The 12,949-nt window shown below is 70.2% G+C and carries 12 protein-coding genes; 5 read left to right on the top strand and 7 right to left on the bottom strand.

Features of this window, described 5'->3' with window-relative positions; all coding sequences use genetic code 11:
- Positions 1–29: 29 nt before the first annotated feature.
- Genes iolD through iolC form a run of 4 tightly spaced genes read right to left on the bottom strand, consistent with a single transcriptional unit; the run spans position 30 to position 4,702 of the window.
- Positions 30–1,907, bottom strand: a complete 1,878-nt coding sequence (iolD, locus tag QQM39_RS04025; RefSeq protein ID WP_301995226.1) for a 3D-(3,5/4)-trihydroxycyclohexane-1,2-dione acylhydrolase (decyclizing) — start codon at positions 1,905–1,907, stop codon at positions 30–32.
- An 8-nt stretch (positions 1,908–1,915) separates the two neighbouring features.
- A complete protein-coding gene (gene iolB, locus QQM39_RS04020; RefSeq protein WP_301995225.1) occupies positions 1,916–2,803 on the bottom strand; it encodes a 5-deoxy-glucuronate isomerase in 888 nt (295 codons plus the stop codon).
- A gap of 25 nt (positions 2,804–2,828) precedes the next feature.
- Positions 2,829–3,707: a deoxyribose-phosphate aldolase gene (locus tag QQM39_RS04015; protein WP_301995223.1), complete on the bottom strand. Its 879-nt coding sequence runs from the start codon at positions 3,705–3,707 to the stop codon at positions 2,829–2,831.
- A 35-nt stretch (positions 3,708–3,742) separates the two neighbouring features.
- Positions 3,743–4,702, bottom strand: a complete 960-nt coding sequence (gene iolC / locus QQM39_RS04010; RefSeq protein WP_301995221.1) for a 5-dehydro-2-deoxygluconokinase — start codon at positions 4,700–4,702, stop codon at positions 3,743–3,745.
- Positions 4,703–5,000: 298 nt separating this feature from the next.
- Between iolC and QQM39_RS04005 the strand changes: the two genes are divergently transcribed.
- Genes QQM39_RS04005 through QQM39_RS03985 form a run of 5 tightly spaced genes read left to right on the top strand, consistent with a single transcriptional unit; the run spans position 5,001 to position 9,965 of the window.
- Positions 5,001–6,017 (top strand): sugar ABC transporter substrate-binding protein, encoded by a 1,017-nt coding sequence (locus tag QQM39_RS04005; RefSeq protein ID WP_301995220.1) that lies wholly within the window; start codon positions 5,001–5,003, stop codon positions 6,015–6,017.
- Between the two features lie 5 nt (positions 6,018–6,022).
- Entirely contained in the window at positions 6,023–7,096 is a 1,074-nt protein-coding gene (locus QQM39_RS04000) for an ABC transporter permease (RefSeq protein ID WP_301995219.1), read from the top strand.
- A gap of 5 nt (positions 7,097–7,101) precedes the next feature.
- Positions 7,102–8,010: an ATP-binding cassette domain-containing protein gene (locus QQM39_RS03995; protein ID WP_301995218.1), complete on the top strand. Its 909-nt coding sequence runs from the start codon at positions 7,102–7,104 to the stop codon at positions 8,008–8,010.
- Position 8,011: 1 nt separating this feature from the next.
- Complete coding sequence (locus QQM39_RS03990) at positions 8,012–8,914, top strand: sugar phosphate isomerase/epimerase (protein ID WP_301995217.1); 903 nt, start codon at positions 8,012–8,014, stop codon at positions 8,912–8,914.
- A 25-nt stretch (positions 8,915–8,939) separates the two neighbouring features.
- The gene (locus QQM39_RS03985) at positions 8,940–9,965 is read left to right on the top strand and encodes a Gfo/Idh/MocA family protein (protein ID WP_301995216.1); all 1,026 of its coding nucleotides are present in this window, start codon (positions 8,940–8,942) and stop codon (positions 9,963–9,965) included.
- Between the two features lie 49 nt (positions 9,966–10,014).
- Here the strand turns inward: QQM39_RS03985 and QQM39_RS03980 are convergent, their stop codons facing one another.
- The 3 genes from QQM39_RS03980 to QQM39_RS03970 form a co-directional block, all read right to left on the bottom strand.
- Positions 10,015–11,031: a Gfo/Idh/MocA family protein gene (locus tag QQM39_RS03980; RefSeq protein WP_301995215.1), complete on the bottom strand. Its 1,017-nt coding sequence runs from the start codon at positions 11,029–11,031 to the stop codon at positions 10,015–10,017.
- Positions 11,028–12,032, bottom strand: a complete 1,005-nt coding sequence (locus QQM39_RS03975) for a Gfo/Idh/MocA family oxidoreductase (RefSeq protein ID WP_301995214.1) — start codon at positions 12,030–12,032, stop codon at positions 11,028–11,030. Before QQM39_RS03975 ends, QQM39_RS03980 begins: the two co-directional genes overlap by 4 nt.
- 134 nt (positions 12,033–12,166) lie before the next feature.
- Positions 12,167–12,943, bottom strand: a complete 777-nt coding sequence (locus QQM39_RS03970; RefSeq protein WP_301995213.1) for an SDR family oxidoreductase — start codon at positions 12,941–12,943, stop codon at positions 12,167–12,169.
- Positions 12,944–12,949 lie beyond the last annotated feature (6 nt).

Here is a 12,949-nt window from a genome sequence, read left to right as displayed (position 1 = left end):
CTTTCAAGTGCGGGGCGTGTGCGGGGATTTCAGAGGTGGTGGCGACGGTCGGTGACGTGCTGGTCGTACCGCTCGCGGGCTTCGACGGCTGCCTCGCGGGAGGCGACCTCGGCGACGGGCACGTCCCACCATGCCTCGGCGCCCGGCGAGGTCGGGTTCGTGATGTCGGTCTCGACGTACACGCAGGTCGGCCGGTCGGAGGCACGGGCCGTGGCCAGCGCCTCGCGCAGCTCGCGCACCGTCTTGGCGCGCAGGACGTCCATGCCGAGGCTGGCCGCGTTGGCGGCGAGGTCGACCGGGAGCGGGGCGCCGGTGAAGGTGCCGTCGGCGGCCCGGTAGCGGTAGTCGGTGCCGAAGCGCTCGCCGCCGGTCTCGGCCGACAGCCCGCCGATGGAGGCGTAGCCGTGGTTCTGGATCAGGACGATGTTGACCGGCAGGCCCTCCTGGACCGCCGTCACGATCTCCGTCGGCATCATCAGATAGGTGCCGTCGCCGACCAGCGACCACACGGCCGTGTCCGGGGCGGCCTGCTGGATGCCGATCCCCGCCGGGATCTCGTAGCCCATGCAGGAGTAGCCGTACTCCAGGTGGTACTGGCGCGGCGAGCGGGACCGCCACAGCTTGTGCAGGTCGCCCGGGAGCGACCCGGCCGCGTTGATCACCACGTCGTCGTCGCCGACGACCGCGTCCAGCGCGCCCAGCACCTGGGTCTGCGTCGGTACGGCGCTCTCGTCGCCGGCCCGGTACGCGGCCTCGACGACCGCGTCCCAGCGTTCCTTGCCGGCGCGGTACTCGGTCTCGTACGCCGCGTCCACGCGGTGGCCGGAAAGCGCCCCGGTCAGCTGCTCCAGACCGGTCCGCGCATCGCAGACCAGCGTCCGCGCCGCCAGCTTGTGCGCGTCGAACCCGGTGATGTTGAGGTTCAGGAAGCGCACGTCCGGGTTCTGGAAGAGCGTGCCGGAGGCGGTGGTGAAGTCCGTGTACCGGGTGCCCACGCCGATCACCAGGTCGGCGGTGCGGGCGATGTCGTCGCTGACCGAGGTGCCGGTGTGGCCGATGCCGCCGAGGTCGGCGGGGTGGTCGTACCGCAGCGAGCCCTTGCCGGCCTGCGTGGAGGAGACCGGGATGCCGGTGGCCTCGACGAAGGCCTTCAGCGCCGCCTCGGCCTCGCTGTGGTGGACGCCGCCGCCCGCGACGATCAGGGGGCGCTCGGCGGCCCGGATCGCCTCGACGGCCGCCGTCAGTTCGACCGGGTCGGGCGCGGGGCGCCGTACGTACCAGACGCGCTCGGCGAAGAACTCCTGAGGCCAGTCGTACGCCTCCGCCTGGACGTCCTGGGGGAGGGCCAGCGTGACCGCGCCGGTCTCGGCGGGGTCGGCGAGCACGCGCATGGCGTTCAGCGCGGACGGGATCAGGGCCTCGGGGCGGGTGATCCGGTCGAAGTACCGGGAGACCGGGCGCAGGGTGTCGTTGACCGACACGTCCGCCTCGGTCGGGTGCTCCAGCTGCTGGAGCAGCGGGTCGGGGGCGTGCGAGGCGAAGTAGTCGCCGGGGAGGAGGAGAACGGGCAGGCGGTTGATCGTGGCCAGGGCCGCGCCGGTGACCAGGTTGGTGGCGCCCGGACCGATCGACGTCGTCACCGCCTGCGCGGAGAGGCGGTTGAGCTGCCGGGCGTAGCCGACGGCCGCGTGCACCATGGACTGCTCGTTGCGGCCCTGGTGGTACGGCATGACCTCCTCGCCCGCCTGGAGGAGGGCCTGACCGATGCCGGCCACATTGCCGTGGCCGAAAATGCCCCAGGTGCCGGCGATCAGCCGGTGCCGTACGCCGTCGCGCTCGGTGTACTGGGCGGACAGGAACCGCACCAGCGCCTGGGCGACGGTCAGGCGGACGGTGGACTGGCTCATCGGGGACCTCACTGGGACGGAGCGGTGTAGAGGGGCAGACGGGGGTCGACGGGCTGGTCCGGCCAGGTGCCGCGGATCCAGGCGTGATCGGGGTGGTCGCAGATCAGCCAGGCGCGCTCGGCCTCGGGACCTGCCATGACGTTGAGGTAGTACATGTGGTGGCCGGGCACGGCCATGGAGGGCCCGTGCCAGCCGTCGGGGATCAGTACGACGTCGCCGCCGCGCACCTCGGCCAGGACGTCGGTGCCCCGGCCGTGTCCGGACGGGGAGACGCGCTGGTAGCCGAGGCCGGGGGTGCCCTCGTGGTCGGCGAACTCGAAGTAGTAGATCTCTTCCAGGACCGACTCCTCACCCGGCCGGTGCTCGTCGTGCTTGTGCGGCGGGAACGACGACCAGTTGCCGCCCGGGGTGATGACCTCGACCGCGATCAGCTTGTCGCACTCGAAGACGCCCGCCGCGCCGAAGTTGTTCACCTGGCGGGAGGAGTTGCCCGTGCCGCGCAGCTCCACCGGCACCGAGGACGCCGGCCCGTATCGGGCGGGCAGCCGCCGGGTGCAGCGCGCGCCGGTCAGCGCGAACCGTCCGCCGCCGGTGGACGAGACGGTCGTACGGGCATCGCGCGGCACGTAGGCGAAGTCGGTGACCCCGCTGAACACGCCCTCACGGCCGGTCAGTTGGAAGGTGTCGTGGCTGAAATCGTCGGTGGCTTCGACCGTGCAGCCGCCGCTCAGCGGCAGGACGATCCACTCGCTGTCACCGGTGTCGAAGCTGTGCGAGCCGCCGGGCGGCAGCTCCAGGATCCGCAGGCTGGAGTAGCCCCAGCCGGCCTTCTCGGGCGTGACGTCCACGACGTACGGGCCGCCGAGCGCCTTTCCCGCGGGAAGGTGATAGGTCATTGAGTTCTCCGCCTCACAATCCGGGTCACAACAGGCCGACGGCCGTGTCCACCGCCGTCTCCACGCTGCCCTCGGCCGGGTAGAGCAGCGAGCGGCCGACGACCAGGCCCTGGACGGTGGGGAGCCTGAGCGCCTTGCGCCAGCGCTCGTACGCGCCCTCCTGGTCGCCCCCGACCTCACCGCCCAGCAGGACGACGGGAAGCGTGGACGTCTCAAGAACTTCGGCCATGTCGTCGGGGTCATGGGTGACGGGCAGTTTCAGCCAGGTGTACGCCGAGGTGCCGCCGAGGCCGGACGCGATGGCGATCGACCTGGTGACGGCCTCGGCGGACAGGTCGTTGCGCACCTGGCCGTCGATCCGCCGGGAGATGAACGGCTCGACGAAGAGCGGGAGTCGCCGCGCGGCCATGTCGTCGATGGCGCGGGCCGTGGTCTCCAGGGTGGTCAGCGAACCGGCGTCCGCGTAGTCGACGCGCACCAGCAGCTTGCCCGCGTCGAAGCGCAGCCGGGCGATGTCCTCGGCGCGGTGGCCGGTGAAGCGGTCGTCCATCTCGAAGGACGCCCCGGCCAGGCCCCCGCGGTTCATGGAGCCCATGACAACCTTGTCGTCGAGGACTCCGAGGAGCAGCAGGTCCTCCAGGATGTCGGCGGTGGCCAGCACCCCGTCGACGCCGGGCCGCGACAGCGCGACGCAGAGACGCTCCAGCAGATCGGCCCTGTTGGCCATGGCCAGGCGCCGGTCGCCGACGCCCAGGGCGCCGCGTGCCGGATGGTCGGCGGCCACGATCATCAGGCGGCCGCTGTCGCCGATCAGCGGGCGGCGCACGCGGCGGGCGGCGGCCTCGGCGATCGCCTCGGGGTTCCGGGCTCTGACCGCGGTGAGGTCGGGGATGCTCATGCTCAAAGGGAAGCTCCGTTCAGGGGTGGCTCGGCCGGCCGTCACGACGCCTGCGCGAGGAGGCTCTCGACCTCGGACTCGGTGGGCATCGCGGAGGAGCAGGCGAGGCGGGAGGCGACGAGGGCGCCGGCGGCGTTGGCGTACCGCATGGTCGTGGCCAGATCCCAGCCGGACAGCAGACCGTGGACCAGCGAGCCGCCGAAGGCGTCGCCCGCGCCGAGGCCGTTGGCCACCTCGACCGGCACCGGCGGCACCTCGGCCTCCGTGCCGTCGCGGTGCACCGCCAGGACGCCCTTGGGGCCCTGCTTGACGACCGCCAGCTCCACGCCGGCCGCCAGCAGCGCCTCGGCGCAGGCACGCGGTTCGCGGACGCCGGTGGCGACCTCGCACTCGTCGAGGTTGCCGACGGCGACCGTGGTGTGCCGCAGTGCCTCGGCGTAGTACGGGCGGGCCTCCTCGGGGTCGCGCCAGAACATCGGGCGCCAGTCGAGGTCGAAGACCGTGGTGCCCGCCTTGTCGCGCGCCTTGAGGGCGGCGAGGGTGGCGGAGCGGCTCGGCTCCTCGCTCAGGCCGGTGCCGGTGATCCAGAAGACCCGGGTCGAGCGGATGGCCCAGTAGTCCAGCTCGTCGGAATGTATCTCCAGGTCAGGGGCCTTAGGCTGCCGGTAGAAGTACAGCGGGAAGTCGTCCGGCGGGAAGATCTCGCAGAACGTCACCGGCGTCGGGTACGCCGCGACGGGCGTCACCCAGCGGTCGTCGACGCCGAAGTCCTTCAGGGCTTCGTGCAGGTAGGTGCCGAAGGGGTCGTCGCCGGTGCGGGTGATCACGGCGGTGGCACGGCCGAGCCGAGCGGCGGCGACCGCGACGTTCGCGGCGGAGCCGCCGAGGAATTTGCCGAACGTCTCCACCTGCGTCAGAGGTAGGCCAGACTGCAGGGGGTAGAGATCGACTCCTATCCTTCCCATCGTGATCAAGTCGAAGGACTTGGCTGACTCGGCCATGCGCGACGCTCCTAGAGCTGGACAGGGGTTGCGGGTCCCAGCGGGCCTGCCGCCTCCCAGGTGTAGGACGTGGAGGCCGACGCTGTCAATACTTTGTACTTACATTCGGACCTGAGTGTGAAATGATGTCTTAACAAAGTATTGACAGCGGGCGCATCCAGGGATTGGATCCCTTCCCAACGCCACCGCCGTGTTCCACGGCACACGACCCGGCCTTTTCAAGGGTCCGGGACATGGATCCAGATGACTCCCTTTCCCCAGTCGCACACCCCCCGTCGCACAGTGAGGTGCTGGAAAGATGGACCGCTCTTACTCTCGCTCCCGCAGACTGGCCCCCGTAGTGGCCGTCGCAGCAGCGGCAGCGCTGACGCTCGCAGGATGCTCCAGCAGCTCCGGCGGCAAGAAGGCTGAGGAGAGCGCGGAGGGCGCCTCCGCCGGCAAGGCGACCACCCCCCGGATGACGGTCGCCCTGGTCACCCACCAGTCCGCGGGCGACACCTTCTGGGACATCGTCCGCAAGGGCGCCGAGGCCGCCGCCGCCAAGGACAACATCAAGCTGATCTACTCCAACGACCCGAACGCGGGCAACCAGGCCAACCTGGTCCAGAACGCGATCGACCAGAAGGTCGACGGCATCGCGATCACCCTCGCCAAGCCGGACGCCATGAAGGACGTCGTGAGCAAGGCGAAGGCGGCCGGCATACCGGTGGTCGGCCTCAACTCCGGTGTGAGCGACTGGCAGAAGCTCGGCCTGACGGAGTTCTTCGGCCAGGACGAGACCGTGGCGGGCGAGGCGCTCGGCAAGCGGCTGAACGAGGCCGGCGCCAAGAAGGCCGTCTGTGTCATCCAGGAGCAGGGCAACATCGGCCTGGAGCAGCGCTGCGCCGGCGTGAAGAAGACCTTTGAGGGTGACGTCGAGAACCTGAACGTCAACGGCACGGACATGCCGTCCGTGAAGTCCACGATCACCGCCAAGCTCAAGACGGACAGCGACATCGACTACGTCGTCGCCCTCGGCGCCCCGTACGCGCTGACGGCCGCGCAGTCCGTGGACGAGGCGGGCAGCAAGGCGAAGGTCGCCACCTTCGACCTCAACAAGCAGCTGACCGGAGCGATCAAGGACGGCTCCATCGAGTTCGCCGTCGACCAGCAGCCCTACCTCCAGGGCTACCTGGCGATCGACTCCCTGTGGCTCTACAAGAACAACGGCAACTACATGGGCGGCGGCGAGGCACCGGTGCTGACCGGACCTGCCTTCGTCGACAAGACGAATGTCGAGACCATCGACAAGTTCGCCGCGAAGGGCACTCGGTGACGAACATGACCCAACAGGCTGAGCCGGCGGTGACCACACCGTCGGCCCCCGGCCCCAGCAAGGAATCCGACGGGCGTACCCAGCAGCGCCCCCTCGCGCTGCGCCTCCTCGCCCGTCCCGAGGTCGGCGTCTTCCTCGGCGCCGTCGCGGTGCTGATCTTCTTCCTCATCACGGCTCCGGCCGTGCGTGACGGCAGCTCGATGGCGAACATCCTGTACCAGTCGTCGACCATCGGGATCATGGCCCTGCCGGTCGCGCTGCTGATGATCGGCGGCGAGTTCGACCTGTCGTCCGGTGTCGCCGTGATCACCTCGGCACTGACGGCCAGCATGACCGCCTACCAGCTGAGCATGAACGTCTGGGTCGGTGTGATCGTCGCCCTGATCGTGTCGCTCGCGGTGGGTCTGTTCAACGGCTGGCTACTCGTCAAGACCGGACTGCCCAGCTTCCTGGTCACCCTCGGCACCTTCCTGATCCTCCAGGGCGTGAACCTCGCGGTGACCAAGCTGATCACCGGCAACGTCGCCACGGACGACATCAGCGACATGGACGGCTTCGACCAGGCCAAGGCGCTCTTCGCCTCGTCCTTCGACGTCGGCGGCGTCCAGGTGAAGATCACCGTCGTGTGGTGGCTGGTCTTCGCGGCGCTGGCGACCTGGGTCCTGCTCCGCACCAAGTACGGCAACTGGATCTTCGCGGTCGGCGGCAACCAGGGCAGCGCCCGCGCGGTCGGTGTGCCGGTGACGTTCACGAAGATCTCGCTGTTCATGCTGGTCGGCTTCGGTGCCTGGTTCGTCGGTATGCACCAGCTGTTCTCGTTCAACACCGTGCAGTCCGGCGAGGGCGTGGGCCAGGAGCTCATCTACATCGCCGCGGCCGTTATCGGCGGCTGTCTGCTGACCGGCGGCGCCGGTTCCGCGATCGGCCCGGTCTTCGGCGCGTTCATGTTCGGCATGGTCCAGCAGGGCATCGTCTACGCCGGCTGGAACCCCGACTGGTTCAAGGCCTTCCTCGGCGTGATGCTCCTCGGCGCCGTCCTCATCAATCTGTGGGTCCAGCGCACGGCGACCCGGAGGTGACCCGAATGACAACCAACGGAACCGGCACCCACGGTGCCATCCTCGAGGACAAGGCTCCGACCAAGGACGCCGCGATCGTCGAACTGCGCGCGGCGGGCAAGTCCTACGGCAACATCCGCGCCCTGCACGGCGTCGACCTGAAGGTGTTCCCCAGCCAGGTCACCTGCGTCCTCGGCGACAACGGCGCCGGCAAGTCCACCCTCATCAAGATCATCTCCGGGCTGCACCAGCACACCGAGGGCGAGTTCCTCGTCGACGGCGAACCGGTGCGCTTCTCCACCCCGCGTGAGGCCCTCGACAAGGGCATCGCCACGGTCTACCAGGACCTCGCGGTGGTCCCGCTGATGCCGGTGTGGCGCAACTTCTTCCTCGGCTCGGAGATGACCAAGGGCCCCTGGCCGCTGCGTCGTCTCGACATCGAGAAGATGAAGAAGACGGCCGACGAAGAGCTGCGCAACATGGGCATCGTCCTGGACGACCTGGAGCAGCCCATCGGCACTCTGTCGGGCGGCCAGCGCCAGTGCGTGGCGATCGCCCGCGCCGTCTACTTCGGCGCCCGCGTCCTCATCCTGGACGAGCCCACCGCCGCCCTCGGCGTCAAGCAGTCCGGCGTGGTCCTGAAGTACATCGCCGCCGCCCGCGACCGCGGCCTCGGCGTCATCTTCATCACCCACAACCCCCACCACGCCTACATGGTCGGCGACCACTTCAGCGTCCTGCGCCTGGGCACCATGGAGCTCAACGCCTCCCGCGACGAGGTCAGCCTCGAAGAGCTCACCAACCACATGGCCGGCGGCACCGAACTGGCCGCGCTCAAGCACGAGTTGAGCCAGGTCCGCGGCGTCGACGTCGAGGAGCTCCCCGAAGAGGAAGACCTCACCGCACCCGTGGCGACCACCGAAGGGAAGTCCTGACATGTCCCCTGCGCTCGACCGTATCCGGGTCGGTTCGGCCCCCGACTCCTGGGGCGTCTGGTTCCCCGACGACCCCGTTCAGGTGCCCTGGGAACGCTTCCTCGACGAGGTCTCCGAGGCCGGCTACGACTGGATCGAACTGGGCCCGTACGGCTATCTCCCGACCGACCCGGCCCGCCTCACCGACGAGGTGAACAAGCGGAACCTCAAGGTGTCGGCCGGCACGATCTTCACCGGCCTGCACCGAGGGCCCTCCGTCTGGGAGTCCACCTGGGAGCACGTCAGCGAGGTCGCCTCGCTCACCCAGGCCATGGGGGCCAAGCACCTGGTCGTCATCCCGTCGTTCTGGCGGGACGACAAGACCGCCGAGATCCTGGAGCCGCCGGAGCTCACCGGCGAGCAGTGGGCCCACCTCACCAAGGGCATGGAGCGGCTCGGTCACGAGGTGAAGGAGAGGTTCGGCCTCGACATCGTCGTGCATCCGCACGCCGACACCCACATCGACACCGAGGCCCACGTCGAGCGCTTCCTCGACTCGACCGACTCCGACCTGGTCAACCTCTGCCTGGACACCGGTCACTACGCCTACTGCGGTGGCGACAGCGTCAAGCTGATCGAGACCTACGGCGAGCGCATCGGCTATCTGCACCTCAAGCAGGTCGACCCGGAGATCCTCGCGGACGTGGTGAAGAACGAGATCCCGTTCGGCCCCGCGGTCCAGCGCGGTGTGATGTGCGAACCCCCGGCGGGCGTACCGGAGTTGGGGCCGGTCCTGGAGGCCGCGCAGAAGCTGAACGTGGACCTGTTCGCGATCGTCGAGCAGGACATGTACCCGTGCGAGCCGGACAAGCCGCTGCCCATCGCGGTGCGTACCCGTAAGTTCCTGAGGTCCTGCGGCGCCTGACGATCCGAAAGGACGGCCGATCACCATGACTCAGCGTCCGCACACGCTCGGAGTCGCCGTCATCGGTACCGGAAGGATGGGCGCCGACCATGTGCGCCGCATCCAGGAGGTCACCAGCGGGGCACGGGTGACCGCCGTCGTGGACGTCGACGCGGAACGCGCCAAATCGGTCGCGGACCGCGTCGACGGCTGCACCGCCCACACCGACCCGGCCGCCGCGATGGCGGCGGCCGACGTCGACGCGGTGATCGTCGCCTCCCCGGGCCCCGCCCACGAGGCGGCGCTCCTCACGGCCTTCGAGCACGACCTGCCGGTGCTGTGCGAGAAGCCCCTCACGCCGGACGCGGCCTCCGCGCTGAGGGTTCTTCAGGCCGAGCAGAAGCTGGGCCGACGCCGGGTCCAGGTCGGCTTCATGCGGCGCTACGACGCCGAGTACATGAAGCTCAAGGCCCTGCTGGAGACGGGGCAGCTGGGCCGCCCCCTGATGCTGCACAACCGGCACCGCAATGTCGCCAGCCCGCCCGGCTGGACGTCCGAGATGCTCATCAACGACTCGGTGACCCACGAGATGGACGTGACCCGCTGGCTGCTCGGCCACGAGATCACGGCCGTCACCGTGCTGGCGCCGACCCCCTCCGACAACGCGCCGGACGGCATCCGCGACCCGCAGTTCGTCGTCTTCGAGACCGACGGCGGGGCGATCGTGGACGTCGAGATCTACGTCAACTGCGGCTTCGGCTACCAGGTCCAGGCCGAGGTCGTCTGCGAACGCGGCACCGCCCGTGTCGGCGACGGTCACGCCCTGGTCACCAACGCCGCCGGCCGCTGGGGCGGCATCATCGCCCAGGACTACATCGAGCGGTTCACCGACGCCTACGACCGTGAGGTCCAGGCCTGGGTGGACGCCACCCGGCGCGGCGAGGTCACCGGGCCCAGCGCGTGGGACGGGTACGCCGTGGCGGCGGTGTGCGAGGCGGGCGTACGGGCGTTGGAGGAGGGCGGCCGGGTCCCCGTGGACCTGGTCGAGCGGCCCGCGCTGTACCAGGACTGACAAAAACGGTCGGGCGCCGGGGAGTTCCCCGGCGCCCGACCGTTTTCCTTCAGAGCGCCGTACGCGGCCGCGGCTCGAACCCCGCCGCCCGGTAGGACTCGTCGATCAGCGACATCGTCGCCAGCGCGTCGTCCGCGTCCAGCGGAAGCGGGGCGTCCCGGCGTATGTGGGCGGCGAGCGCCTCCAGTTGGTAGGTGTACGACGAGCGCGTGCCGAGCCGTTCCGTCCGCTCGCCGTCCGCCGTACGCACCACCACCCGGTCGTCGTGGTGCGGCAGCACGAAGTTCGGCGCGAACGCCTCGCCCCGCGAGCCGACGATCCGGCAGCTCATCTCCAGCTCGCCGTACGCCATGTGGCAGCGCGCGGACGCGCTCGCCCCGCCGGGGAACTCCAGCTCGGCGTCCAGCCACTCGTCGACGCCCGGCGCGCCCGCCCGCTCCCTGCCCCGCGCGGAGACGAGGCGCGGCGCACCGCCCGCCCAGGGGGCGAGCATCCGCACCGCGTGCAGGCTGTAGCAGCCGAGGTCCATCACGGCGCCGCCCGCGAGGGGCAGTGACCAGCGCGGGTCGGTGTCGCCGGGCGCCGGAATGGCGACCAGCGTCTCCACCCGCTGCAACTCGCCCAGTTCGCCGCTCTCCAGGATCTCGTGCAGGCGCCGGGTCACCGGGTGGAAGAGGTAGTGGAACGCCTCCATGAAGACCGTCCCGGCCTTCGCCGCCGCCTCCCGCACCTCAGCCGCCTCCTCGGCGTTGCTCGCCGACGGCTTCTCCGTCAGGACGTGCTTGCCGGCCGCGAGCGCGGCGAGGTTCCACGGCCCGTGCAGACCGTTGGCGAGCGGGTTGTAGACGACCTCCACCTCGGGGTCGGCGAGCAGGTCGGCGTAGGAGTCCACCACCCGCTCCACGTCGTGCTCGTCGGCGAACGCCTCGGCGCGGGACCGGTCGCGCGCGGCCACCGCGACGAGGCGGTGGCCGGTCGTGCGGGCCGGGCCGACGAGGGAGAGTTCGGTGATGCGTGCCGCGCCCAGTACCCCGATGCGCAGTGGTTCCCGGCCCGAGTCGTTCATCCCTGCCGTACCTCCTCGATCGTCACCGGACGGTGCTCATGCAGCGACAGTGTGCACGCGTCCGCGATCCAGCCGGCCTCCAGGGCGTCCTCGATCGTGCACGGCGAGTGCCGGGTGCCCGCCACGACCTCGGTGAACGCGGTGAGTTCGGCGCGGTAGGCCGCGGTGAAGCGGTCCATGAAGAAGTCGTGCGGGGTGCCCGCCGGGAAGGTCACGCCGGGCTCGACCGAGCGCAGCGGGAGCTTGTCCTCCAGGCCGACGGCGATGGAGTCCGTAAAGCCGTGGATCTCCATGCGGACGTCGTAACCCCGGGCGTTGTGGCGGGAGTTGGAGACCACCGCGATGGTGCCGTCGTCCAGGGTGAGGATCGCGCCGGTGGTGTCGGCGTCGCCCGCTTCCTTGATGTAGTCGGCGCCCTTGTTGCCGCCGACGGCGTACACCTCGGTCACCTCGCGGCCGGTCACCCAGCGGATGATGTCGAAGTCGTGCACCGAGCAGTCCCGGAAGATGCCACCGGAGGCGGCGATGTACGCGGCCGGCGGCGGCGCCGGGTCAAGCGTGGTCGAGCGGACCGTGTGCAGCTTGCCGAGCTCGCCGCTCTGCACGGCGGCGCGGGCGGCCACGAAACCGGTGTCGAAGCGGCGGTTGTAGCCGATCTGGATCGGCACGCCCTTGCCCTGGACGGCCTTCAGTACCTCGACGCCCTCGCTCATGGTCTTGGCGACGGGCTTCTCGCAGAAGACCGGGATGCCGGCCTCGACCCCGGCCAGGATCAGCGCCGGGTGGGCGTCGGTCGCGGCGGCGACGACGATGCCGTCCACGCCGGCCGCCAGCAGGGCCTCCGGCGAGTCCACGACCTCGGCGCCGAACCGCTCCGCGGCGGCCTTGGCGGCGTCCGCGAACGGGTCGGTGACGACGAGGGAGTCGACCGCGTCGAGTCCGGAGAGGGTCTCGGCGTGGAAGGCGCCGATGCGGCCGAGGCCGAGGATGCCGATTCGCATGAGTGTTGCTCCTTGAGGTGGGGTAGTGCTGCGCCCCTAGGGGCGCGGGGCTGCATCAATTTGCGGCTCCGCCGCGTGGGCGCGACGAGCCACGACGCTGCCGCAGACGACGGCCGACGAAGCGTGGCAAATCCTTAGTCGAGTCCTCCAAGTACGTTCTGGTCCCAGTCGATCACCGAACCGGTGACCACCCCGGACCGGTCCGACAGCAGGAAGACCACGAAGTCGGCGATTTCGTCCGGCTGGCCCAGCTTGCCCATCGGCAGCTTCGCGGCGGCCTGCTCGCGCCAGTCGTCCGCGGCTCCGTGGAAGGTCTTCTGCGTCGCGTCCTCGCCCTCGGTCGCCGTCCACCCGATGTTCAGGCCGTTGATCCGGACCCGGTCCCAGCGGTGCGCGTGCGCGGCGTTGCGGGTCAGCCCGATCAGGCCGGCCTTCGCGGCGACGTACGGCGCGAGGAACGGCTGCCCGCCGTGCGCCGAGGACGTGATGATGTTGACGATCGTGCCGGGGGCCTTGCGCGCGACCATGTCCGAGACGGCGGCCTGCATGGCGAAGAACGGCGCCTTGAGGTTGATCGCGATGTGCTGGTCGAACAGCTCGGGCGTGGTGTCGAGCAGCGTGCCCCGGGAGGTCAACCCCGCCGAGTTGACCAGGCAGTCGATCCGGCCGTACGCGTCGACGACCGCGGCGACGGAGGCCTTTGCCTGGTCGGCGTCCGCGAGGTCGGCCCGTACGAACATGGCCTTGCCCCCGGCGGCGGCCAGTTCGGCCACCAGCGCCTCACCGGGCTCGGCGCGCCGCCCCGTGACGGCCACGACCGCCCCCTCGCGGACGGCCGCCCGCGCGATCGCCGCGCCGACCCCCTGACTGCCGCCGTTGACGAGGACGACCTTGTCGTCTAGAAGTCTCATGTCCTT

This window comes from Streptomyces sp. DT2A-34 (assembly GCF_030499515.1).
In the GTDB taxonomy this organism is placed as follows: domain Bacteria; phylum Actinomycetota; class Actinomycetes; order Streptomycetales; family Streptomycetaceae; genus Streptomyces.
The sequence above is the reverse complement of the archived record's forward strand: the minus strand, read 5'-3'. Positions and strand labels throughout refer to the sequence as shown.

Excerpts from the sequence above, each read along its gene's own strand:
- iolD (WP_301995226.1), bottom strand. The coding sequence starts at position 1,907 with ATGAGCCAGTCCACCGTCCGCCTGACCGTCGCCCAGGCGCTGGTGCGG.
- iolB (WP_301995225.1), bottom strand. The coding sequence starts at position 2,803 with ATGACCTATCACCTTCCCGCGGGAAAGGCGCTCGGCGGCCCGTACGTC.
- iolC (WP_301995221.1), bottom strand. The coding sequence starts at position 4,702 with ATGGCCGAGTCAGCCAAGTCCTTCGACTTGATCACGATGGGAAGGATA.
- QQM39_RS04005 (WP_301995220.1), top strand. The coding sequence starts at position 5,001 with ATGGACCGCTCTTACTCTCGCTCCCGCAGACTGGCCCCCGTAGTGGCC.
- QQM39_RS04000 (WP_301995219.1), top strand. The coding sequence starts at position 6,023 with ATGACCCAACAGGCTGAGCCGGCGGTGACCACACCGTCGGCCCCCGGC.
- QQM39_RS03995 (WP_301995218.1), top strand. The coding sequence starts at position 7,102 with ATGACAACCAACGGAACCGGCACCCACGGTGCCATCCTCGAGGACAAG.
- QQM39_RS03990 (WP_301995217.1), top strand. The coding sequence starts at position 8,012 with ATGTCCCCTGCGCTCGACCGTATCCGGGTCGGTTCGGCCCCCGACTCC.
- QQM39_RS03985 (WP_301995216.1), top strand. The coding sequence starts at position 8,940 with ATGACTCAGCGTCCGCACACGCTCGGAGTCGCCGTCATCGGTACCGGA.
- QQM39_RS03980 (WP_301995215.1), bottom strand. The coding sequence starts at position 11,031 with ATGAACGACTCGGGCCGGGAACCACTGCGCATCGGGGTACTGGGCGCG.
- QQM39_RS03975 (WP_301995214.1), bottom strand. The coding sequence starts at position 12,032 with ATGCGAATCGGCATCCTCGGCCTCGGCCGCATCGGCGCCTTCCACGCC.
- QQM39_RS03970 (WP_301995213.1), bottom strand. The coding sequence starts at position 12,943 with ATGAGACTTCTAGACGACAAGGTCGTCCTCGTCAACGGCGGCAGTCAG.